Source organism: Caulobacter sp. DWR2-3-1b2 (assembly GCF_049896345.1).
Taxonomy (GTDB): Bacteria; Pseudomonadota; Alphaproteobacteria; order Caulobacterales; family Caulobacteraceae; genus Caulobacter.
The window spans coordinates 39,948-62,585 of the sequence record NZ_JAFCUC010000002.1 but is presented as its reverse complement, the minus strand read 5'-3'; the positions used below and the strand labels follow the sequence as shown (position 1 = coordinate 62,585).

The 22,638-nt window shown below is 61.8% G+C and carries 17 protein-coding genes and 1 pseudogene; 3 read left to right on the top strand and 15 right to left on the bottom strand.

The features are described from left to right. The first annotated feature begins 117 nt into the window (after nt 1–117). A complete protein-coding gene (locus ACP694_RS06655) occupies nt 118–372 on the top strand; it encodes a CBS domain-containing protein (RefSeq protein ID WP_426011352.1) in 255 nt (84 codons plus the stop codon). 63 nt (nt 373–435) lie between these two features. Here ACP694_RS06655 and ACP694_RS06650 read toward each other — a convergent pair whose 3' ends face one another. The 13 genes and pseudogenes from ACP694_RS06650 to ACP694_RS06590 form a co-directional block, all read right to left on the bottom strand. Next, nucleotides 436–1,590, bottom strand: coding sequence for a sensor histidine kinase (locus ACP694_RS06650; protein WP_426011351.1), 1,155 nt, complete (start codon nt 1,588–1,590; stop codon nt 436–438). Between the two features lie 174 nt (nt 1,591–1,764). Further along, on the bottom strand, nt 1,765–3,366 hold the full coding sequence (locus tag ACP694_RS06645) for an RAD55 family ATPase (protein ID WP_426011350.1): 1,602 nt from the start codon (nt 3,364–3,366) through the stop codon (nt 1,765–1,767). Between the two features lies 1 nt (nt 3,367). After that, complete coding sequence (locus tag ACP694_RS06640; protein ID WP_426011349.1) at nt 3,368–3,781, bottom strand: hypothetical protein; 414 nt, start codon at nt 3,779–3,781, stop codon at nt 3,368–3,370. A 267-nt stretch (nt 3,782–4,048) separates the two neighbouring features. After that, nucleotides 4,049–4,522: pseudogene (locus ACP694_RS06635) on the bottom strand (transposase); the annotation flags it as partial. Nucleotides 4,523–4,690: 168 nt separating this feature from the next. After that, entirely contained in the window at nt 4,691–5,272 is a 582-nt protein-coding gene (locus ACP694_RS06630) for a chemotaxis protein CheB (RefSeq protein ID WP_426011348.1), read from the bottom strand. 110 nt (nt 5,273–5,382) lie between these two features. Beyond that, nucleotides 5,383–5,766 (bottom strand): response regulator, encoded by a 384-nt coding sequence (locus tag ACP694_RS06625; RefSeq protein WP_426011347.1) that lies wholly within the window; start codon nt 5,764–5,766, stop codon nt 5,383–5,385. Then, on the bottom strand, nt 5,763–9,437 hold the full coding sequence (locus ACP694_RS06620) for a CheR family methyltransferase (protein ID WP_426011346.1): 3,675 nt from the start codon (nt 9,435–9,437) through the stop codon (nt 5,763–5,765). The genes ACP694_RS06625 and ACP694_RS06620 overlap by 4 nt, the downstream gene beginning before the upstream one ends. A 21-nt stretch (nt 9,438–9,458) precedes the next feature. After that, nucleotides 9,459–9,839 carry a response regulator gene (locus tag ACP694_RS06615; protein ID WP_426011345.1) on the bottom strand — a complete coding sequence of 127 codons (381 nt, stop codon included), beginning with the start codon at nt 9,837–9,839 and terminating at the stop codon, nt 9,459–9,461. After that, nucleotides 9,836–13,504: a PAS domain S-box protein gene (locus tag ACP694_RS06610; protein ID WP_426011344.1), complete on the bottom strand. Its 3,669-nt coding sequence runs from the start codon at nt 13,502–13,504 to the stop codon at nt 9,836–9,838. The genes ACP694_RS06615 and ACP694_RS06610 overlap by 4 nt, the downstream gene beginning before the upstream one ends. Before the next feature lie 655 nt (nt 13,505–14,159). After that, the gene (locus tag ACP694_RS06605; protein WP_426011343.1) at nt 14,160–14,312 is read right to left on the bottom strand and encodes a hypothetical protein; all 153 of its coding nucleotides are present in this window, start codon (nt 14,310–14,312) and stop codon (nt 14,160–14,162) included. Nucleotides 14,313–14,326: 14 nt separating this feature from the next. Next, nucleotides 14,327–15,115, bottom strand: a complete 789-nt coding sequence (locus tag ACP694_RS06600) for an SDR family oxidoreductase (RefSeq protein ID WP_426011342.1) — start codon at nt 15,113–15,115, stop codon at nt 14,327–14,329. A 2-nt stretch (nt 15,116–15,117) separates the two neighbouring features. Continuing rightward, complete coding sequence (locus tag ACP694_RS06595; RefSeq protein WP_426011341.1) at nt 15,118–16,935, bottom strand: flavin-containing monooxygenase; 1,818 nt, start codon at nt 16,933–16,935, stop codon at nt 15,118–15,120. Between the two features lie 81 nt (nt 16,936–17,016). Continuing rightward, complete coding sequence (locus ACP694_RS06590) at nt 17,017–19,512, bottom strand: TonB-dependent receptor (protein ID WP_426011827.1); 2,496 nt, start codon at nt 19,510–19,512, stop codon at nt 17,017–17,019. 267 nt (nt 19,513–19,779) lie between these two features. On the opposite strand from ACP694_RS06590, the gene ACP694_RS06585 reads away from it, so the two are divergent. Further along, complete coding sequence (locus ACP694_RS06585; RefSeq protein ID WP_426011340.1) at nt 19,780–20,436, top strand: TetR/AcrR family transcriptional regulator; 657 nt, start codon at nt 19,780–19,782, stop codon at nt 20,434–20,436. Between the two features lie 204 nt (nt 20,437–20,640). Beyond that, nucleotides 20,641–21,024 carry a DUF305 domain-containing protein gene (locus ACP694_RS06580; protein ID WP_426011339.1) on the top strand — a complete coding sequence of 128 codons (384 nt, stop codon included), beginning with the start codon at nt 20,641–20,643 and terminating at the stop codon, nt 21,022–21,024. Between the two features lie 32 nt (nt 21,025–21,056). Here ACP694_RS06580 and ACP694_RS06575 read toward each other — a convergent pair whose 3' ends face one another. Next, on the bottom strand, nt 21,057–21,566 hold the full coding sequence (locus tag ACP694_RS06575; protein ID WP_426011338.1) for an isoprenylcysteine carboxyl methyltransferase family protein: 510 nt from the start codon (nt 21,564–21,566) through the stop codon (nt 21,057–21,059). Beyond that, nucleotides 21,563–22,615: a type III polyketide synthase gene (locus tag ACP694_RS06570; protein ID WP_426011337.1), complete on the bottom strand. Its 1,053-nt coding sequence runs from the start codon at nt 22,613–22,615 to the stop codon at nt 21,563–21,565. The genes ACP694_RS06575 and ACP694_RS06570 overlap by 4 nt, the downstream gene beginning before the upstream one ends. Between the last annotated feature and the right edge of the window lie 23 nt (nt 22,616–22,638).

Genomic DNA, 22,638 nt, shown 5'->3' with positions numbered 1-22,638 from the left:
ACACAGGTCCGCCTCGACCTCCGCTCTATCGAAACGTGTACTGATCCATGTTGTCGTCTCTCAAGTGTCTGAACGGTTGCTTCATCAGGCAGTTCTGGTCAGCGAAGGACAATCGACATGAACGTCAGCGAATGCATGAGCACCGATGTGCGCGTCTGCGCGCTGGACGACACCATCGGGGACGCGGCGCGGACCATGAAGGAGAACGACGCCGGTCTCTTGCCGGTCGGTGAGAACGACCGATTGGTGGGAATGTTCACCGATCGGGACATGGCAGTCCGGGCCATGACCGAGAACTCTGCCGCCGGCGCCCTCCACGACGAGCGTCATGTCCAAGGCAATGGGCGGCTGATCCTCGGCCACGAGGACTGATAGTGGTTGAGCAATTAAGGCGCCGCGACGCGAAGTTGGAAAACGTCGCATACGGGTAAGCGCTCAAAGTGCCAAACGTTCCGTTTCTGCTGAAAGAAGGGCCACCAACCCATCGGGATTCCAGTGGAAAATCAGGTCCCCGCGGAGCCCCCCGTTGACGCTTCTGCGGGCCAACACGCTGCCGAAGCCCTCTCGGTCGGGCGGGGCCTCGATCACGGGTCCGTCCTTCTCTTGCCACGAGAGAGCGAGGCGGCCCTCGGCCACCGCCCACGAAATGCGGACACGCCCGCCGGGGACCGAGAGGGCGCCGTACTTGGCTGCGTTCGTCGCCAACTCATGCACGACGAGCGCGACGTTCGTGGCGGCCTCCGCGCCGATCGCGATCTCCGGCCCGTCGATTTCGGTGCGCGCGCCTTCGCCCGTCCCCGCCGGATCGACGTAGGGCGAGAGCACGTGCCGGACCAATTCGCCCAAGGTGGTTTCCCGCTTTTCGGCCGGGGCCGCCGCAAGCCGCGGTCTGATCAACTGGTGGGCGCTGGCGAGCGCGCCGAGCCGGCCTTGAATTGTCTCGGCCAGTTCCTTGGGCGTGGTCGCCGACTTGGCGCTCAACGCCACCATTCCCCCAACGATGGCGAACAGGTTTTTGACCCGGTGATCCATCTCTTTGAGGAGCAGATCCTGCTGCTCCTCATGATGTTTGCGCAGGCTCACATCGAGGAAGATCACACCGATTTTCAGGACGGCCCCATCCAAGAAGCGAAAAGCGAACAACTCCAGTGTCCGCCCTTGCGACGCCAGCTCGCGCTCGAAACGAATCGGCTCTCCCGTCGCCATGACGGCGTCGTAGGTGTCGAACCACTCCTGGGGCTCGTCAGGAAACGCTTCCCGAATGGTCTTGCCGACGACGCCGCCGACACCAGTTTGTTTCTCAAAACCGGCATTGGCGGAGAGGTAGCGGAAGTCGCTGGGCGCGCCGGCGCGGGTAACGAGCTTTTCGAGTGTGCAGAAGCCCTCGTCGATGAACTCGAAGAGCATCCGAAATCTCGCCTCGCTCGCGCTTAGCGTTGCCTCCGCTAGCTTTCGCTCAGTGATTTCGAGTTGCAGTCTAACGTTCAATGCGTCTGCTGTGTCGACGAATTCTTGCTGGCGCAACGAACTGAGGATCAGCGCCTCGTTCATCGCGATCGTATTTTTATGGAACTGCGTGGCTTCAGTCATTTGGGTCATCGGCCCGACGAGAGGCTCGTCTCCCAACGTGTATACCACAACCGTGAGGCAGCGCCGGAAAATCGAACGGGCGGCTAGGCTTGGCTACCCCCCTCCTGTCGAGGGTAAGCGCGGCCCGGATGGCCTGCCAGAGACCGGACCTCAAGTCTATTTGCTGCCAGGCTTCTATTTCACAATCCTCGCCTTCGCCTTCGGCTTCGCCCCAGCCTTCGGCTCCGGAGGGGGCTCTGCTTTTTGCGCCGGGCTCGGGCCGGTTCGCGTGGGAATTCCGGTGGTCAGTCCGTCATAGTCGGTGGATCGCGGCTGGATGACGACCACGCCCTTGTCGGTGATGACATACTCGCGGATGTCTTTGCTGTGATTGCCGCCGCGCATCTTGATCACGACCATGACCTTCCGTAGCTGGCCGTCGATTTCCACATAGCGCATCCTGATGATGTCATCGGTCAGGAACGAGATCGTGTAATGGCTGAAGGAAAACCCGGTGAACGTATCCTCGATTTCGACGGTGCTGAGAATCGTGACCCCGGCTCCCGTCAACGCCACGATCAGCCGGTACAGCGACTCGCGAAAGTCCTCGCGGAAACCGGGCGCCAGCGCCATCTCGAGACTGACCAAAGAATCGATCACCAGACGTTTCGCGCCGACCCTTTCGACGGCGTCGAGAATCTCTTGCATGGTTTCATCCACCGAAAGGTCGAGCGGACGAAGGTAGATGATTTCCAGCTTTCCCTTCTCCAGCGGCGTCTTCAAATTCAAACCAAAGCCGTCGGCGCGATCGGCATAGCCTTTCGGTCGTTCTTCGAAGATCGCCATGATCCCCGGCTCGCCATTGCGCAGTCCCGCGGCGATGAATTGGGTGGCCAGCGCCGTCTTGCCCGTTCCCGACGGCCCCGCGATGAGCAGGCTGTCGCCTTCGAGAACGCCGCCGCCCATCATCTTGTCCAAATCGGGAATGCCCATCGAAAGCCGCCGGGGCTTGGCCGGCTTCCCCGTTTTGGGGATGAATCCCAGCGTGCGCGAGAAGGCTTGCAACCCGTCGTCGTTGATGCGGACGGTGTGCAGTCCCGGCACCGAACCGGACCCGCGCACTTTCAGGATTTGCAGTTTTCGCACCACGGAATTTCTTTCCACCTTCTGCGAAAGCCAGAAGAGGCCGTCAGCGATGGTGAACAGCGGATTGCCTTGGGTCTCTTCCTGCCCAAATTCGCCGACCAAAAACGTCGTGGCTTCCCAACTGGTTAGAAACTGAGTGAGCTGCTGAATGAACGATTGCATCTCCATTTCACCGGCGGCGGCCTGTGGTTTGCGCATCACGGTGCGAAAGGAGTCCACCACCACGACGCCCGGATTGGTCGCTGTGACCTGCTTGATAATTTCAGCAAGGACCGCATCCAGGTTCTGATTCAACACCAGGTCGCTGAGATTGATGAAGCGGACGGCCTTTCCCAACTTGGATCCGTCGAAGAATGAAAACTGCTGTTGGTAGCGCAACATTTTTATGGCGGGCTCACCGAGGACGGTGAAGAAGAGCGCGGGTTTTTCCGCCGTCGCGTTGGCGAAAACGATCTGATGGGCCATCGTGGTCTTGCCGCAGCCGGGCAGGCCGGCGATGACGTTGAACGAAAATTCCGGAACGCCGCCGCCCATGATGTCGTCGAGGCCGCGAACGCCGGTCGGCAGTTTACGGATCGCGACCTTTGCCGGTTGGCTCGCGGCGTTGTCCGTCAGTTTGCGGGTAGCTGCGGGGTTAGGTTTCTTTGCCATCTTAGTCTTCCGGGACCAACTGAAAGCCGTTGACGTTGTTCAACAACTGCAGTGTTAAATTTTCGCCAATGAGAGTTACTAGCAACCCTAGCAGCCGGGCAAGCAGAACAAGCCCGCCAGTAGCGATTTCTTCTGGGTTCGCTTGGGCTTCAACTTGGTTCAGCCCTTCGAAAGAGCAATCCGCTTTGACATTCAGATCGCTCAGCCAAGCAACTTCCGCGCTAGCCAGCACGAGGGCGCGCGAAATGAGCGCGCGAAACCCTGCGGCGCCCATGAGTGCGCCAAAATGTGCATTCAACGTCTCTATGACGACAAAGCCCGCAGTGGGTTTTGATTTAGAATACGCATTCTGGCCCATCTCATAAGCGATGAGACGCTCAGCGTAGATACGCAGCTTCGGAGTAGTTCGGTTCATTCAGGAACGTGCTCGAACGCGGCGCTATTCAGAGAAAACCTTGCTCGCGATCGAGGTGGGGGCATTGAGCGTCCAGCTGACTTCGTTGACATACGACGGTCGCCTCGGGACGGGTCGGTCTTCACCTTGCACCATTAAAACGCGGACTACTAATTATAGTGCTGCCCTAGACAAACAGCGGGCTTCGGGTCGAGGCCGGAAGGGTCTGAGGTGGCGCCGGTTCTCCGCACGGTTTGGCGGCTTGGCTAAGGTTGGTTCAGGTTCAGATCACGCCGCCAGTTTGTGCTCGAGGTTGGCCCTATCCGGGGCGAGCCCCGGACAGGGCGGCGCCTGGATTTGCCCATAGGCCTCATCGGGGGTGGCCCCGGCAAGGGCCGAGTGGGGCCGGTTGGTGTTGTAGTAGCCGATCCACTTGGTCAGGCCGGCCCGCAGCTCCGATCCGGTCTTGAAGGCATGGATGTAGACGCACTCGTATTTGAGGCTGCGCCAGAGCCGCTCGATGAAGACATCGTCCATCCAGCGGCCGCGGCCGTCCATGGAGACCCGCACGCCGGCGTCCTTCAGCACGTCGACGAAGCGGGGCGAGGTAAACGGGCTGCCCTGGTCGGTGTTGAAGATCTCTGGCGGCCTGTAACGGGCCATGGCCTGCTCCAGGGCCTGGATGCAGAACTCGGCGTCCATGCTGTTGGACAGCCGCCAGGACAGCACCTTCCTCATCGCCCAGTCCATCACCGCCACTAGAGCATTTTTCGAGCGAAGTGGTTCCGGTTCGCGTCAAGAAAAATGCGTCAAAACAGAAGGTTGGAGCTCACGGCCTGACCCAGTCAGGCCGTGAAATGCTCTAGCGCATCCCCGGCGGCGCCCCGAACATCGGCGTCGCCACGGCGCCCGTCGCCCAGGATGGAGGCGTCAGCGGATAACCGGGTCCCCGTCCGCAATCCGCCGAATTTCATGTGCGATTTCCTCCGGCGAAAGAACGAAATCAATACAGCCACTGTCGATGGCGCTTTGCGGCATGTCGGGCTGACCGGCAGTGTCGAGTTTCTGAGCGATCGTGATCCCGCCGACGCCCTTTATCCCGCACAATGCGGCTGCCCCGTCTCCGTCATAGCCCGAGACAATCACCGCGATCAGCTGGCCGGACCAGTTCTCCGTCAGCGAGCGCAGAAAGACCGTAATGACGTCGGGCCAACCCCTTGGTTTCGAGATTGGCTTTAGTCGAAACTCCCCGTTCAGGATGTGCAGATCACGATCTTCTGGGATGATGAACACGCAGTTGGGGCGGACGACCAGCCTGTCTGAAATCAACTCCACGGGCATGCGCGTGGAGTTCGGAAGAATTTGGTGCAGCCTGGTGGCAACGGTTCGGATGTGATTGACGATGACGACCGCCACACCCAGGTCGCTCGGCAGATTTTTCAGTAGCCGGATATAGGCCTCTAGACCGCCAGCTGAGCCGCCGACACAAACGACCGGGAAGTCCTTCGCCATAACCTAGCCACCTATGCAAGTTGCCGAAAGCGGATGCCTACCTCAGCGAGCCCCGCGCCAACGCCGCTAGTTTGATCGTCGTCCCCCTCCTAGCAAAGGGGCCCGGGCCTCTAACGACTCGAGTCTACGGCCCTGGCGCACAGATCTCGTATTTCTTCGACCAGTTGCGTGCTCGTGAAGGGCTTGGGAAGGCGGGACTCTTGGTGCAGTCGCACCGGCAGCGTCTCGGCGCGGTAGCTGCTCAGCAGCAACACTGGCAAGCCGCGCTTTAGAAGTATGTCAACGACGGGATAGGAATGGCCGCCGATGATATTGATGTCGAGAATTGCGCAACCGAGCGCCGCGATGGTGGCTACGTTCAAGGCTTCATCGAGCTCGGCTATCGGACCGACGACTTCATGACCAAGTCCTGCAACGGCGTCCTCTATGTCCATCCCGATCAGAGGCTCATCCTCGACCACGAGCACACGCAATCTGGCTAAACCACCAGTCATCGAGATGGCGTCTCAGAACCCGCTGCGGAAAGGACGCGACCGATCTCCTCGGTAAACGGCACCGAGATTTGGCACCGGACCCCGGTTGCAAGGAACTCCCGATCCACCTTGGCCTTCAGTCCTCGAACCAAGCTAAGCTCGATGAGCTTGGTTCCGAAGCCCCGGCGCGTGGGGGGAGTAACGGGCGGGCCGCCGGTTTCTAGCCACATGATTTCGAGCTCTGATTTCCCATCAACTCGAACAACGCGCCAGGTGACGTTAAGGCGCCCCTCCTCGGTCGAAAGGGCTCCGTATTTGGCCGAATTTGTCGCCAGTTCGTGGATCGCCAACGCCACGCTCAGGTTTGCCCTCGATAAAAGCACAACATCTTCGCCCGACATCGTGACGTTCGAGCGGTGCTGGTAAGGCTGTAACTCCGTCGCCACGAGCCCGCGCAGCGACCCCTCCACGCCGCCAAGTTCGGTCAAGAGGCCGTGAGCGCGCGAGATTGCCTGGATCCGACCTTCAATCTCGGCTCCCGCAGCCTCCGCAGTGCCCCCTGCCTTGAGCGTTTGAGTGACCACTGACGAGACAACGGCCAAAATGTTTTTCACACGATGATCGAGTTCCTCCATCAGCATCTCAGCGCGCTCTTCCGCCATCTTTCGCATGGCGATGTCCCGCGCCACGGCCGAGGCTCCAATGATAACGCCTTGCGCGTCGCGCATCGGTGAGATGTTCAGTGATACGTAGATGACCCGGTCGCCCTTGGTGACCCGGCTGATGTCGATGTCGGTAATGGGCTCGCCCTGCCGTAGGCGGGCCAGATTGGTCGGCCATTCGTCGATCTGCACGTCGTCCAGCAAGGTCGACATCGGCTGCCCAATCATCTCACTCGCCGTATAGCCGTAGATCTTCTCCGCGCCAGCGTTCCAGCTTCTGATCGTCCCCTCGAGATCATGGCTGATGATGGCGTCCTCAGAGGACGCGACAATGGCGGCAAGGTGAGCCCGGTCCCGCTCCAGCTTCTTGCGGTCGGAAATATCGATGAGCGTGATGACGACGCCATCGATGACATTGTTCAGGTCACGATATGGCTTCACGCGAACCAGATAGGTCGCGGCGCCGTCCTCAGACTCCGCTTCGCGTTCGATCGAGCCCAGATCACGCAGCACCGTGACGATGTCTTGGGTCAGGGCGGAGCCGGCCAGGCGGGATGAGAAATCGCTGATGAGGCGACCTTCGTCCCCTTCCCGGACATTGAAAATCTCGGTGATCGCCGGGGTGAACCTCCGAATATGTGATTTATTGTCGAGGAAGAGCGTCGCGATCGAAGTACTATCGAACAGATTGGCGAGATCGCTGTTGGATCGCACCAAGCTGTCCGCGCGGTTATTCAACTCTGCGTTTACGGTCTGGAGCTCTTCATTGATAGACGACAACTCCTCCTTCGAAGTCTCCAATTCCTCAACCGTAGAATGCAATTCTTCATTGACGGATTGGAACTCTTCATTGGAACTCTGCAATTCCTCGTTCGCCGTCTCCAGTTCCTCAGTGATGGTCTGCAGCTTTTCGCGTGCCGTGATCAGTTCGCTATGCTCCGGATCCGCAGCCGCGACGGGCTGATCAGGCTTCGCGGAATCAGCTTGTGGCGCTGCCGACGTCAGCTCTTGGAACGCCAGCAGGAAACATCGCTGCCCCCCGGCTGGCTCCGCCATCGGTTCAGCGATCAGATTGATGGTGTGCGGCTGGCCGGCCACCTGGAAGGTGACGTATTCCTGGGCCGGACGTTGCTGCTCGAGCGCCTTGCGAATGAGGCTGCGTACGGGTGACCGCAACTGAGCGTGCAGCATTCGGAAGAGATTCAGGCTGGCGCCGCCAGTTGTTGGCTGCATGAACTTTTCGACCGGTCCCGAGAACCGCTGGATCTCGTGCTGGCCATCGAAAACGATATAGGCGGGCGCGTATTGCGCGATCATCCGCGTTGCTTGAGCGTCGATGTTGTCGGGCTCAGCGGTTCGCTGAGAAGGAGAAGCTGGGCTCATTCGGCTACTTGGTTTGGGGCGCGGGATTTCGGGGGCGACGTCGAGACGCCTGAAGATTTTGCTGCGCTTGTCGAACGCCTTAAACAGACGCCCACTCGCGGCGATCGTCTCTGAAGGGCCGAGCCAAAGGAGGCCATTGGCTTTAAGTCCATAATGAAAGGTTGCAATGACGCGCTGCTGTAGCGGAGACTCAAAGTAGATTAACAGATTTCGACAAGTAACCATGTCGAGCCTCGAAAACGGCGGGTCTTTAACTAAGTCATGTGTTGAGAAAACGCACATTTCTCTAATGTGTTTCGCGACGCGATAGCGTTGGCCTTCTCTACAAAAATTCTGCTCGAGTCGGATGACTGTGGTATCTGCCTCGATTGCATCGCTGTAGAGGCCTGCCCGGGCAATCGTGACGGCGCGATCATCTATATCGGTGGCGAAAATCGTCACCTTTCGTGGCGACTCCGCACGGGCCAACGCTTCTCGGAACAGGATAGCGAGAGAATAGGCCTCCTCGCCCGTCGCACAGCCAGCGACCCATACCCGGATCGGTTCTTCAGCACCGCCGTTGGCGATCAAGTCCGGCAAGACTGTCGCGGCCAAGGCATCAAACATGGCTGGGTCGCGGAAAAAGCGGGTTACGCCGATCAAGATCTCGCGAAACAGCAGCTCGGGTTCATTCGGCAGACTGCGTAGCTGGGCGATATATTCGGCCGGGTCTTCGATATGGAGCACCTGCATTCGCCGGCGAACGCGACGCATCAGCGTGCTGGATTTGTATTGCCCAAAATCGCGACCCAGGCGGCTGTTGAGCACCGCGCAAATGGTCATCAGGTGGTTGACCCGGCCGGGCTCGGCGGTTTCATTGAGGCCATGGATCGCCTCTCGGGATTTGAAGTCTCGGTGCTCCAACAGGCGTGCAGGCATCTCCTCGGGTTGGAGGACGTAGTCAACAAAGCCGCCGGCGGTGGCGCTCTGCGGCATCCCAAACTTTGCGCGGTGGTCGAACGCCGCTTCGCTTAAGGTCAGCCCCCCCCCTTCCTTGATCGCCGCGATCCCAATCGTCCCGTCGCTCCCGTAGCCCGAGAGGATGATCCCGACGGCGTTTTCACCCTGATCGTCGGCCAGCGACACGAGAAAGGTGTCGACGGAGGACCGTCGCGCCGTCGGGCTTTCCGGGAGGGCGACTCGCAAGACGCCAGCCTCGATCTTCAGGATGGCGTTTTGAGGAATGACCGCGACGGTGTTCGGGGCGGCGACCGTTCCGTCGGAGGCCTGCACCACGGGCATCGCGGTGCATTCGCCAATGATTTCGGCCAAGGCGCTCTTGTAGTCCGGGTCCAAGTGCTGGACCAAGACAAAGGCCATGCCGCTATCGGCTGGCATTTGCGCGAAAAATGCCCGGAAAGCATCAAGTCCGCCCGCTGAGGCGCCGATGCCTACGATCAGATGATCTACCCGAGCGGGGCCGCTATCGATTGCGCCGCCGCCCGACTGCACCTTAGCGGCTGACGGCGGAGGAACCGCAGGCTGGATAGGTGAAGATGATCGACGCTTTGCCATACCTAACAATCGGTCAGCACTGCCGTCAATGCAATGACGTTGCCCAGATGATCTGTGAAGCACGCTGATCTGGTCGGCTTCACGCGACGCCACTCAGCCTCGTTCAAGCGGCCATTACTTGGCCTCCGAGTGGATCACCTTTCCGATGACGCGCGCTACCTGAGCTAAATCCACGGGCTTGTCGCATCGGACGATTTCTCGGTAGGGGCTCGGAATCATGGACCTGTTATAGCCTGTGGTGAAGACAAAAGGCACGCCGCGCTCAAGCAGCCGGTCAGCCACGGGAAAACTCAACGCACCCTGTAGGTTCGCGTCAAGAACGGCGCCATCGATGCGCGGTTCGGCGTCAATCAACGCCAAGGCGTCCTCAACCGTCGCAACCGGTCCAATCACCACCGCGCCGGCATCGCTCAAGTTTGTGGCGAGTTCGTCGGCGAGCAGATACTCGTCTTCAACAACAAGTATGTGGCAGTCCCTCAGTGTCCGCTCAGTCATACTTGCATTCCCACCGGTTCGTCTGCCGAGACCGGCATCGAGATCGTGCAATGCACGCCATCCGGTCCAAGCGAGTAGCTGGTCTTCGCGCCGAGTTGATAGGGCAAGGCGCGCTCGATCAGCTCCCTCCCATGGCCCCCGCCTCGCGGCGGCGCTCCATCCGACGCCATCTGGACACCGCTCTCTCGCCAATCAACGTGAAGCCACGGCTGATCCCTGGGTCCGATGGGCTCCAAGGACCAGGTGATGGCCAAGCGCGCTCCAGCCGAGGCCTGGCCGAGGGCGCCGTATTTGACCGCATTGGTAGCCAGCTCGTGAAGAGCCATGGCCAAGGTCTGAACTGTCGAGGAGCGCAGACGAACGCCTACCGGCCCCACCAGCGTCACCCGCTCTCCAGCCGCATCCATAGCTGAGAGTTCGGCCTCGATCAGCTCGTCGAAGGAGACCCGATCATGCTCGTTCAGGCGTGAGAGCAAGCCTTGTACTCGCGCGAGGCTGTCGAGCCGGTCCGTGAACCGGGCGCGGAAATCCGCCAGGTCGGCACTCTCCCGCACAGTCTTTTCCGCAATCGATCTGACGATCCCGATGACGTTGCGGGTGCGGTGCTGGAGCTCGCCGACCAGCACTTTTTGTCGCTCCTGCAACTCGCGCAAGTCTTGAACGTCGGTGCAAGTGCCAAGCCATTCCAAGATCCGTCCCTCGGCGTCGAGCACCGGGGCAGAGCGGGTATGGTGCCATACCCACGCCCCATCGGCCGCACGCCGCACGCGGTATTCCACGTCCAGCCTCCCGTGCGACCGAGCCTGTTCCCAGGCGAGCGTGGTCGCCGCGCGATCATCTACGTGAACGGTGTCGAGCCAGCCCATTCCGTGGCTCTCCTCCTGCCCCTGCCCCGTAAATTCGAGCCACTGCGGGCTTGCCCAGGTCCAGAGCCCCTCGTCGCGTGACCGCCAGACAAGTTGCGGAATGCCTTCCATCAACGTGCGTTGGCGCGCTTCGGCGTCTGCCAGCGCATGTTCCGCCGCCTTCAGGTCAGTGATATCTTCACCCAGTCCCGCGATCCGCGTTACGCGCCCTGCCGCATCAAACATCGGGAAGTCGGTGTTACGGACCCAGCGCAGCGAGCCGTCCGTGGCCCGTCTGGCTTGAAGCTCCGCCTCGATCCGCTCGCCGGCGCGAACCCGCCGAAAGTTAGCCAGCGCGGTCTTGCGACTTTTCGGCTCGATCAGCCGAGCCCAGGCCCGCAAACCGGGGTCGCCGCCCCGATCGGGACCCGCAATTCCATAAATCCTATCGAACGCCGGACTAGCGAACTCCATCCGCATCGTCGCCGCATTCCGAATCCAGAGGATATTGGTAGAAGCTTCGCTGAACTCGCGGAAGCGGGCCTCGCTGTCTCGCAGCGCTGCTTCGGCGCGGGCGCGCTCGACCGCTGCCCAGCTACGCTCGGCGACTTCTTCAACGAGCGAAACCTCCGCCTTGGTCCAATCGCGAGGCGCCGTGGCGTGCACGCCAAATTCGGCCACCAGTCGGCCGCCCTTGGCCAAGGCCGCGACTACGGCGGCCCGCACGTCGGCGACGGCCCAGGCCGTTCGCTCCAAATCGGCGAAGCCAGGGTTGGTGTCGATGTTTGCAACGACCAGCGTTTCGCCACGATGGCGTGCGGCCATTGTGTGCGTGCCAAAAGGACAGAATGCGAAGCGCTCCGGAAAGGGCGCGGCTGACGGCGTCCCCCCACTCGATGGCCGGACATATTGGCCGCGTATGGTCCCTGTCTCCGCGCCGAGTTCGCCATCGACCTCAGCGTACATCACTCGGTCCGCGCCTATGTGCTTGCCCAGCAGATGAGTTGTGGTAGCGAGAATTTCAGCCGCGTCGGAAAGCGGACGAAGAGCGTCGCTCAGCTGGAGCAGAAACGTCTGCCGCACCTCGCTTTCGCGCAACAGGACTGCGGCCCGGCGCTCCTCGGTCACGTCGTTGGCATTGTGGATGAGGGCCTCCACCTCGCCGTCGTCATCGAGCACCACTGAGTTGACTGGGCTCCACCAGCGTTCCTCGAATGTGCCATCTGACCGCGCGACGTCGTACTTCAGGCGGGGCAGTGTGTTTGGCTGTCGTGAAGCGAGCACATGTTCAAGCGAGGCCCGCAAGGTGCTCACGCTTCCAGTCGTCTCGTCGGACGGATTATCGGGGTAGGCCTCGAAAATCCCACGCCCGACCACCTCGTCGCGCGTCCGCATGGTAGCGGACAGGTAGGCGTCGTTGACTTCGGCGATGGTGAAGCGCGGCGCGTCGGGCTTGACGACCAGGAACGGTGCTGGTGATGCACGGAACAACCGTGTGAAGCTCTGATCCGCCTTAACGCGCGCGGTTACGTCCGTCGCCGCCCCGAACCATTCGGAAATCTCCCCAACGTCGTCGAAAAGCGGGATAGCGCGCGAAAACGTCCAACCAACCGTACCGTCCGCGCGCAGCACGCGGTGCTCCAGCTCAAAGACATCCTTGGCGCCGATCGCCCGATGAATCGCTTCGCGGACGCGAGAACGCTCATCGGACGGAATGTAGGTATCAACCCAGTCGGCAGTCGGCTCGTCGCTGTCAGCAAGAAAGGCGGCCCCGTCGAGATGGCGCATCTCGCGCCAGTCCGGACTCATCCGATAGATTGAGGATGATCCGACCGTTGCAAGCGCACGAAACCGCGCCTCACTGACCCGAAGCGCGACCTCGGCTCGTTTGCGTTCGGTAAGGTCGTGAGTGACAGTACCCAAGCCAGTCGCTCGCCCCGTCTCGTCCTTTAGGACGACAAGGCTGTAATCGACCCAGACTGGCTCACCTGTGACGAAATGGCGAAAACGAATCTCGACCTTGGCTTGACCTTCACGCACCACGCGCGGCAAGAACTCTTCAGTGATGAAGGCCAGATCTTCGGGAAAGAAAAACTCCTGCAGCGGCGTTCTCTGAACCTGTTCCAGATCGGTTAGTCCGACCATTCGCATTGCCGCAGCGTTGCCGTAGATCGGCATGAACTCCATGTCGCACGTGCCAAAGAACTCGCTGCTGACTTCCGCCAGCGTGACTAGCTGCTGGAAACGCAACTCGGCCCGCTGCTCGGAGGACTTTGCCAACTGAAGAGCCTGCACTGTCTGATGTGCGGCCGAGGCGAAACGAGCCAGGCTCTTGATGATGCGAGCGTCTTCAGCCTCAAAATGATTGTTGGGGCTATGCTTAATTGTCCATACCGTGCCGACCGGAACCCCGCTAATGTAAAACGGAGCGAACAGCCCCTCACTGATGCCGGGTTCTGCCTGTAGCAACGCCGGGAACAATCGTGCGGGGTTCTTCATCAGCAGGACCGCTTCCCGCGCAATGACTTCACCGCACGGGCTGGCCTCACGCGGCATCGTTTTGTCTCGATAAGGCGACCAGGCTCCGGCTGTCGCGACCCAGCGAAAGGCGCCGTTCTCGCCACCAGGCTCCAGCAGGCTGATCCCCGCGGAATCGGAACCTGTCAGTTCCATCGCCACCTCAACCAAGCGTTGAAACACCGTGTCGGGGCTGTTGCTCATCGCTTCGGCGAGCGAGTTGAGCGCCTGATTTTCAGCTTGGAAGTCGGACACCCTGGACGGCCGGCGATCGAGATCGCCGGTTATGATGACGGCATCCATGTCGTAGCCCGCGTGCTCTTTCACGTTTGCGAAACGCCGCTGTGTAGCTCAAGTTGCACTAACGTGACCTTGCCGAGACGATCGTCACAGCCACCGTTTTAACTTCAGGTTCTAAGGTCGGCATGCCGGGCCTCCCGTCCAGGTGACTATTGGAGTCCTCGCCGTGTATCGAAAAAGAGTCTACGTTTTTTTCTCTCTCCGCTCGTCCGCGCTCAGATCATTGCCAGAGTGCATCTTGCGATTTGTCGATGGGCTTGTCGGTTTGCACCGGCGCCAAGTCCACTTTTTCGCCCCTTCTCAGACGATGAAAACGTCCCAGTTCTGACGGCCAGCAAGTCTCCGTGTCGCAGCGTAGTGGGCAGCTCCTGGCGTAGCTTCGGCGGTTCCGGGGCAGATCTGGGATACCCAGGCGCAACATAGCGTAGGTGCGACGATCACGATTCGAACCTCAGATCGCCGCCATAACTAAGGGCATGTTTTGGCGTGTTCTCGCTCTGATCGCCGAGATGCACCGCCGCCTTGCGTGCGGCTGATGGCGGTAGAGACAGGTGCGCGCTATACTGTCAGTCCCGCCTCCCCGTCCGCCTGCGGATAAAGCCGCGATCGGAAGCCCGCTGATGGCCTCGCGATGCGCCAGCATCATACCGATGAGCGCTTAGATGCGGCGCTTGCGCTCTTGCCGGGACGGATAGCGATCGGCCGCGAAGGCTTCACGCTGGGCGCCGAAGCCAATGTGAAGGTTGGCTATAGCCCGGTCTTGTCGTTCAACAGGTGGTGAAATCGGCGCGGAGGCTTCGAGGATCGACATCGGTTTGCCCTTCTCTACTCGCGGAAAGCCGCCAGGGCCGCGCGTTCCTGGCGCACCACCTCTGGCTCGGCGGTGGCCTGTATGTCGAAGGCCTTGAGCTCTTCGGGCACATACCAGTGCAGCTTGTCGCCGTGGTAGGCGGACCAGACGGTCTGGGCGACCTCGGAGGGCGGCGTCAGTCGCCACATCCCGTCGGGCGGGGCCATCGCCTTGATCGTGTCCGACAGGATCGGAGTGTCGATCAGGCCCGGCAGGAGATCGGCGGCGCGAACGCCGTGGCGCATGAATTCGATAGACAGCGCCTCGGTCAGCCCGCGCACCGCGTGCTTGGTGGCCGAATAGGTGGCGATACCGGCCGTGCCGAAGATCGCCGATGACGAGGAGGTGGTCAGGCACAGCGAACCGGGCGTCACCTTCAGCAGGCCAATGGCGGCGCGCACGCCGATCATCACCCCCAGCAGATTGACCTGCACGACCTTGACGATGTCCTCCCAGGCGACCTCGTCAAAGAGGCCCGCCACGGCGATGCCGGCATTGTTGAACATCAGGTCCAGGCGCCCGCCCGTGGCCTCGCCAAACCGCGTCATCGCCGTGGCGAAGGCCTCTGGATCTGTGACATCAAGGGTCGAGCACAGACCGTTGCCGGAGCCGATTTCCGCCTCCAGGGAGACGAGCCCTTCGGCATTGACGTCATAGGCGCCGACAAACCACCCCTGGCGCGCGAACAGCAGGGCGGTTTCGCGGCCCATCCCTGAGGCCGCGCCGGTGATGAAGATGGCCTTGCGGCCGCTTTGCTCGGTCATGGTCAAACGCTTTCCTTGGCGCGCACGGGGGCGCCGTCGAGTTCCAGGCCGGCGAAATCGCCGCTCTCACGCCATTGGCGCAGCATGTCGATGAACATCACCGGGCCCGCGCCGTGCGGGAGGGCCCGGGCGGTCTCCATCGAGGGGCGACCTTCGTTGTTGTAATAGCCCGGCGTGCAGGTCTCGAGCTTCCTGATGCGGTCGGCGCTGGTCTGAACGATCTGATCGACCCAGTCGTCCTGCGCCTGGGCCGAAGCCTCGACGGTGGCGACGCCTGTCTGGACGCAATGGCCGATGATGTGAGCCAGATGCTTGGCCTGCTCGCTGAGCATGTGGGGGAAATTGGGCGACATGCCCGACTGGGCCTGGCTGATGATGAAGCAGTTGGGAAAGCCGCGGCTGTGCATGCCGTGATAGGTGGCCGGCCCCTGCGCCCACTTGTCCGACAGGGACTGGCCATCCACGCCGCGCAGATCAAAACCCGAGCGCTTGGCGAAATCGCCGCCGACCTCGAAGCCGGTGGCGAACACCAGGCAGTCGAGCGGATATTCCTGGCCGTCCACGACCACGCCCGTCTCGGTGATCTTCTCGACCCCGCGTCCGGCGGTGTCGACCAGGGTGACGTTGGGTTGGTTGAAGACGCCCAGATAGCCGTCGTGAAAACAAGGCCGCTTGCAGAACAGGCTGAACCACGGCTTCAGGGCCTCGGCGGTGGCCGGATCCTCGACCAGGTCTTCGATACGCGCGCGCACCTGAACCATCTTTTCCATGTCGGCGCGCTCGAGCAGCTGGCCAAAGTCGGCGCCCTGGTCTTCCGCGAACATTTTCTTGATCGCCCGGGCCAGGACGGTCCAGCCGTCGGCGACCATGTCCTCGTCGGCCAGGTGACCGGCCATCTGGGCCGTGAAGTTTTCCATCCGCGCCTGTTGCCAGCCCGGCTGAAGGCTCGCGGCCCAAGCCGGATCGGTTGGGCTGTTGTTGCGCGCATCGACCGACGAGGGCGTGCGCTGGAAGACGTAGAGGTGTTGCGCGCTGGCGGCCAAGGGCGGCACGCACTGGATCGCCGTCGCGCCGGTGCCGATCACCCCCACGCGCTTGTCGCCTAGCTTGTCGAGCGGCGTCGTCGAGCTGCCGCCGGTGTAGTCATAGTCCCAGCGGCTGGTGTGGAAGCTGTGGCCCTTGAAGGTCTCGACGCCGGGGATCGCCGCCAGCTTGGGCTTGTTGAGGGGACCGGTGGCCAGGACCACGAAGCGGGCGCGGATCGTGTCGCCGCGATCGGTGGCGACGACCCAGTGCGCGGCCTGGTCGTCCCAGTCCAGGGCCGTGACCTGGGTAGAGAACAGAGCATTGTCGTAGAGACCGAAATGCTTGGCGATGCGCTGTGTATGGGCCCGGATTTCCGGCGCCTTGGAGTAGCGCTCGGCGGGCATGTAGCCGGTCTCTTCCAAGAGCGGGAAGTAGATGTAGGACTCGATATCGCAAGCCGCGCCGGGATAGCGGTTCCAGTACCAGGTCCCGCCAACATCGGAGGCGACCTCGACAATCCGCACCGAGGCGACGCCCGCCTCTTTCAAGCGCGCGGCCGAAAGCAGGCCGCCGAAGCCGCCGCCGACCACCAGCACATCGACCGAGTCATCGACGGGGCCGCGCGCAACAGGCGCGGCGTAGGGGTCTGCCAACAAGTGCGAAAGGTCGCCGCTGAGGTCCAGGTAGCGGCGGTCGCCCGCACTGGCCCGCCGATCTTTTTCCTGGCGATAGCGCTCTCGCAGGGCGGCCATATCCGGCGCGTTGGCTTGGGGCGTTTCGTCGGGCTCAGACATCTTGGTTCCGTCGAGGAATGGGAAAAATAGCCGCCCGGCCCGGGAAGGATGAGCCGGGCGGCAGGTGCGTTCCGAGGTAGGTCAGAACGTCTTGCGCACCGTCACGCCATAGGTGCGTGGGGCATTGGGATAGCCGCTGTAGCTGCCGTCCTGGGCGACCGTCGGGAACGTCGCGATCAGACTGTCGTCCTTGGTCAGGTTGCGCGCCCAGAGCATGACTTCCACCTGGCTGTCGGCGTGAACCACGCCCAGGCTGGCGTTGACGAGGTTCTGGCCCCAGGTCGATAGGTTGGGCGGCGTGGTCTCCGTCAGCTGGGTCTTGCTGGTGTGGTCATATTCGGCCCGCAGGTAGCCGCTGAAGCCTCGGCCCAAGTCGTGCGAAAGCGTCGCGGAGGTCGAATAGCTCCAGTTGGCGATGCCGGCCGGCCGATCGCCGGTCAGGTCGCGGAAGTTGGGCCGCAGGCCCGTCGCCGGGTTCACCGGACAACGGGTGGTGTCATAGTTGACGCAAGCTGCGCCCGTGAAACTGTCATAGGTGGGGTCGAGATAGGTGACCGAGCCGGTCAGGGCCAGCCAACTGGTCGGCCGCCAGGCGCTATCGACCTCGAAGCCCTTGACCGACTCCTCGCCGGCATTGACCAGGCTGTAGCCGATCCCGGTATAGGCGTTGGACTGGAAGCCCTTGATCGACTGGTCGAAGACCGCGAGGTTGAGGTAGCCGCCTTGGAACTTGGCCTTCAGCCCCGCCTCGTAAACGCTGACATTCTCGGGAGCCGCCGTGCGGCCGACGCCATTGGCGTTCGGTGGTCGGCTGTCGGACGACAGGTTGAACGCCCCCGCCTTCCAGCCCGTGGAATAGCTGAGATAGGCGTTGATCCAGCCAAAGTCGTAGGCGGCGCGAACCGCGTAGGTGACCTTGTCGCCCTTCAACTGGCCGGACTCTGCGGCGTTGGGGAAGTTGACCGGCCCGTGGTTGGGGGTGTTGCCGTAGTAGAACTGCAGGCCGCCTAGGGGCGCGTAGATATTACCTGGCAGGCCCAGGGCGATGAACTGCGGCACGGCGTTCAGATTGAGGGCCGAGAACGGATCGCGCAGCACCACACCCGAGGTGGCCTGCTTGTCATCGTTCAGATAGGCCAACCCGCCGGTGATCGTCAGCTTGTCGGTGACCTTGTAGTCAGCTTGGCCGAAGATCGAGTACGAGGTCTGCTTCATCGCATAGTCATCGTCGATGCCTTGGCCGGCCTGGAAATAGGTCTTACCGGGCACGATGGAAGGGGTGACCAGGCTTTGCAGGAACTCCAGGGCGTAGAGGTTCGAACGGCCGGTCAGGGCCGGCCGCAGGGCCGGCGGCAGCGCGCCGATCAGGCTCGCGGGCGCCTGGCCGCTTAGACCATCGCCATAGGCGCGAATGTCGCGCCCATAGTTGATCGTCCGGCCGGTTTGGAGTTTTTCGTGTTGGTAGAACCCGCCGATCAGCCAGCTGAACGGCCCGTCGCCCTTGGACGCCAGGCGTAGTTCCTGGGTGAAGGTCTTGATGTCGTTGCCGTCTGCCTTGTTGGCCAAATCAGCGCCGGTGAAGTCGACGTCTTGTACTGATTGGGTGGTCTGTTTGCGATACGCGGTGATCGAGGTCAGGGCGGCGAAGCCTAGATCCTGATCGACCTGCCCCGAAATCCCTTTGCCGGTCAGGCGATTGTCCGGATCGGTGTTGAAGATGATATCGCGGGAAAAGACCTTCGAGGGATCGCCAACCGGTTTGCCAAGGCCGAACGGTGCGGGCGCGCCGACGAATTGGGTGGCGGGACCGTTATAGATCGACGACACCGCGCAACAGACCTCGTGGATCTTGTTGTAGTCGGCGATGATCCGCACCGAGGTTTGGTCTGTGGGCTCCCACAAGAGATCGCCGCGCAATGACCAGCGATCGCGATTGTTGACGTCGTTGTCTGTGGTCAGATTATGCGAGTAGCCATCGCGCTTGTTGACGCTGCCCGAAACGCGCAGGGCCAGATCCTTGGCGATAGGCCCGGTGATCGTGCCCTTGAACTGGCGAAGGCTGTAATTGCCGAGGCTGACCTCGGCCTTGCCTCCGAAGTCGAACGAAGGCTGCTTCGTCACGATGCTGATCGCGCCGGCCGAGACGTTCTTGCCAAACAGCGTCGATTGCGGGCCACGCAGCACCTCGATGCGCGCTACCTCAGGCAGGTCGTCCAGGGCCGAGCCCGAGCGGGAGCGATAGACACCGTCGATGAAAACCCCGACCGAGCTTTCGATGCCGTCATTACCGTTGCCGTTGCCGAAACCGCGAATGATGAAGTTGGTCTGACTCACGGCGTTGAGCTGAGAAACCTTCAGCGAGGGTACGACCGACTGCAGGTCAATCAGGTCGCGCACCTGGGCCCGCTCAATGGTCTGCTGACCGGTCACGGCCACCGAGATTGGCACGTCCTGCAAGGTCTGCTCGCGCTTGGTCGCTGTGACGATGATCTCTTCAACCATCGATGCAGACGGGGCGGGCGGCGCAGCTTGCGCAGCGGGCGCCGGAGCTTGAGCCCACGCCGTATTGGCGGCCATCAGCGCGGCCAATGAAACGCCCAGAAACTGAAGCTTCTTCACGGTAGTCCTCCCTCGATTGCAGCCTTGATCGGCTTTTGCGCGGACGACGGCGCGACGAGTGGCGGGCGTCCGTGGGTTTCCTCCCGGACCGTGGCGTTATGCTACGCCCTTCGGTCCAGGCGTAATTTAAAGCAGACCTCAATAATTCAACACAAGCTCAAAATTTAAGTTTGCTTGCATCAGCTCTCGCTGAGCCGCTAAATCAAGGCCGATGGATAGCCTTCCGTGAACAAGCTCGGCGCCTTGAAGCCCGCTGCCCGCGATCAGCCCCGGACTCTGGCCAACAGCCGCAAGTCGGCCAAGAAGCGCGACGCGATCCTTCGAGCCGCGATCGAAATCATCAATGTTAAGGGCTACGCCAACACCACGATGGCGGAGATCGCCGCGACGCTCGATCTAGGCGAAGGCGCGCTCTATTATTATTTTCCCAACAAGCAGGCTTTGGTTTTTGCCTGCCATCGCCAATCCCTGGAACGGTTTGCCGCGCTGCTGGCCTCAGCTGATCAGACCAGCGGGTCGGGCGCGGCAAAACTGCACTTCTTTTTCAACGTCCTTTTGTGCGACTCGGCGCGCAACGGCCCCCAGCTCTACTATGGGGAGTTTTCCTATCTCGACGACGATCAGAGTCGCGAGATCACCCAGTGGGGTGATCTCCTGAAAGGCCACCTGGAGCGCTTCCTGACCGATGGCATGGAGGACGGCTCGATCATGCGCTGCGAGGCGCAGCTGGTGGTCAATCTGATGCTTGGCATGCTGATCTGGCTGGCCAAATGGGTGCCCGAAATAGAGGGTTTGACGCCAGATCGCCTGATGGCGGCCATCGGCGCGATGGCGTTCCAGGGACTGGAGATCAGCAATACCTCGGACCAGGGCTCGCCATAGGAATGTCTGGGCCGGATTTTGCGCGCGCCCTATGGGGCGCCGCAATTGACCGGCCGCTCCCGTGTCGAAGCGCCGGCTTGGACGAGGTCGAGATAATCCCTCCGCCGGCGCAACAAATATCGGCTTGGCGCTCTAAATTCTTACCAACGACGACAATGCCGCGTCCGGCAGGCCAGTCCTTGGGTTTCAGGGGTTAAAAAAAGAATGCGAGCGATCTTAGGCGTTTTAGGGACGGCGGCCTTGCTGAGCGCGAGCTGCGACTGGGCCATGGCCCAATCAATGAGCAGCCACGCAACCCCTGGCGCTCAACCACAGATGAAATCACCCCGCGACAAGGCTGGCGCTGAAGCGCTGAAATCCGACGGCATGCGCATGAGCCGCGGCATGATGTCGGCACGCGCGCCCGACATCGATGTCCTTTGGGCCAAGGTGATGATCGCTCACCACCAAGGCGCCATCGACATGAGCCAAAGCGTGCTGAAGACTGGCGATGATCCCGAAGCCCGCAGGCTGGCCCAAGCCACGGTGGACGAGAATACCAAGGCCAAGGCCGATCTCGAGGCCTATGTCCGCAAACACGGCGGCTAGGAAACTCAGATCTTCGCGCCACGTGCGCGCGGCTACGAGCGCGGCCGGTCCTGGGTCGCCGACGCGAGCGCGCGCCCCTCGCTGCGAATGCGTATCCACAGGACAGCGGCGTTCAAAAACGAGAACAGGACGGCGAAGCCGAGCAAGCCGAAAGTCAGGGGCAGGACGGCGATCTCGGCTGCGACCACCACGTAGTTTGGATGAGACACGAAGCGGTATGGCCCCCTTCGCACGAGATCCGCCCCGGGCAAGGTGATGATCCGCGTCGTCCAGCGATCGCCCAAGGTCGCGATCACCCAGACCCGCGCCAATTGCAGCGCGATGAAGATCGCCAGCAACAATAGGTTGGTCGGCCGGTTCCAGGCCAGCAGCCACAGTCCTGCCAGCCATGCCGCATGCAGGATGACGATGAGCGGATAGTGCTCTGCCCCCGTCTCCACCGCGCCTCGGGCCAGCAAACGGCGGGTGTTATGATTGGCGAGCACGAGTTCGCCCAGTCTTTGGACGGTCACCAGGCCGAGAACGATGATCGACAGCGTCATGCCGCAGATCTCAAGGTGACGGTGCTTGATGTGAAGCCCGGGCCCAAGGCGGTCACGACCGACCTGCCCGGGAGGCCGGCGCGGCGCGCTTGATCAAGAACATAGAGGACCGTCGGAGCCGACATGTTGCCGTGGTCGCGAAGCACCGCACGTTCGTGATCCAGGCATCCCTGCTCCATCGACAGGGCCATCTCCATGGCGTCGATCACCTTCATGCCGCCCGGGTGGCAAATGAAACGATCGACGTCTTCCAGACCCAGTCTCTGGCTTGCGAGCATTTCAATCATGGCCGGCCGCAGATTGGCGCGGGCAAACGGCGGGATGGCGCGGGCGAAGATCACGCCCAGCCCCTGGGGATCGACGCGCCAGCCCATGATGTCCAGGGTACCCGGCCAAGTGTGCTCGGCCATGCCCTCCACATGAGCAAAGCCGCCTTCGTCACAGCGCAGGACAGCGGCGGCCGCGCCATCGCCAAACAGCGCCGTGGCCACGATGTCGGCCTTGGACAGGTCCTCGAGCCGGAAGGCCAAGGTGCAAAGCTCGACGATCACCAGGAGCACGACTGCCCCCGGCGTGGCCTTGGCCAGGCGGCTCGCCAGCGCCAGGCCGGTGGCCCCGCCCGCGCATCCCAAGCCGAACACCGGAACGCGCGCCGCGTCGGGCCGAAAACCGACGCGCGCCATGGCGCGGGCTTCAAGGCTTGGCGTGGCGATGCCCGTCGAGGAGACGGTGACGATGATGTCGACATCGGCCCCCTTCAATCTGGCCTCATCGAGCGCGGTCTGAGCTGCCTCGACGAAGAGTTCGACGGCGCCGTGCAGATAGGCCGCAGTCCGCTCTGGCCAGGAACGCGGTTGCAGGTACCATTCAATCGGCAAGATCGACTGGCGCGTGCTGATCCCGGCGGTCTCAAACACCTTGGCCATCCGGTCAAACTGCGGAAATTTTCCTTCGAAAAGCCTCCGGGCGACCTCGGCCACCTGGACCTGCGGCATCTGATGGGGCGGCGACGCGGTCGACAGCGACAGCAAGGCGACGGGGGCTGGCATGATGCAACTCCGACCAGGCGCTC

Bases quoted from the DNA above. Each gene is read 5' to 3' on its own strand.
- ACP694_RS06655 (WP_426011352.1), top strand. From the start codon at position 118: ATGAACGTCAGCGAATGCATGAGCACCGATGTGCGCGTCTGCGCGCTG.
- ACP694_RS06650 (WP_426011351.1), bottom strand. From the start codon at position 1,590: ATGACTGAAGCCACGCAGTTCCATAAAAATACGATCGCGATGAACGAG.
- ACP694_RS06645 (WP_426011350.1), bottom strand. From the start codon at position 3,366: ATGGCAAAGAAACCTAACCCCGCAGCTACCCGCAAACTGACGGACAAC.
- ACP694_RS06640 (WP_426011349.1), bottom strand. From the start codon at position 3,781: ATGAACCGAACTACTCCGAAGCTGCGTATCTACGCTGAGCGTCTCATC.
- ACP694_RS06630 (WP_426011348.1), bottom strand. From the start codon at position 5,272: ATGGCGAAGGACTTCCCGGTCGTTTGTGTCGGCGGCTCAGCTGGCGGT.
- ACP694_RS06625 (WP_426011347.1), bottom strand. From the start codon at position 5,766: ATGACTGGTGGTTTAGCCAGATTGCGTGTGCTCGTGGTCGAGGATGAG.
- ACP694_RS06615 (WP_426011345.1), bottom strand. From the start codon at position 9,839: ATGACTGAGCGGACACTGAGGGACTGCCACATACTTGTTGTTGAAGAC.
- ACP694_RS06610 (WP_426011344.1), bottom strand. From the start codon at position 13,504: ATGGATGCCGTCATCATAACCGGCGATCTCGATCGCCGGCCGTCCAGG.
- ACP694_RS06605 (WP_426011343.1), bottom strand. From the start codon at position 14,312: ATGTCGATCCTCGAAGCCTCCGCGCCGATTTCACCACCTGTTGAACGA.
- ACP694_RS06600 (WP_426011342.1), bottom strand. From the start codon at position 15,115: ATGACCGAGCAAAGCGGCCGCAAGGCCATCTTCATCACCGGCGCGGCC.
- ACP694_RS06595 (WP_426011341.1), bottom strand. From the start codon at position 16,935: ATGTCTGAGCCCGACGAAACGCCCCAAGCCAACGCGCCGGATATGGCC.
- ACP694_RS06590 (WP_426011827.1), bottom strand. From the start codon at position 19,512: ATGGCCGCCAATACGGCGTGGGCTCAAGCTCCGGCGCCCGCTGCGCAA.
- ACP694_RS06580 (WP_426011339.1), top strand. From the start codon at position 20,641: ATGCGAGCGATCTTAGGCGTTTTAGGGACGGCGGCCTTGCTGAGCGCG.
- ACP694_RS06575 (WP_426011338.1), bottom strand. From the start codon at position 21,566: ATGACGCTGTCGATCATCGTTCTCGGCCTGGTGACCGTCCAAAGACTG.
- ACP694_RS06570 (WP_426011337.1), bottom strand. From the start codon at position 22,615: ATGCCAGCCCCCGTCGCCTTGCTGTCGCTGTCGACCGCGTCGCCGCCC.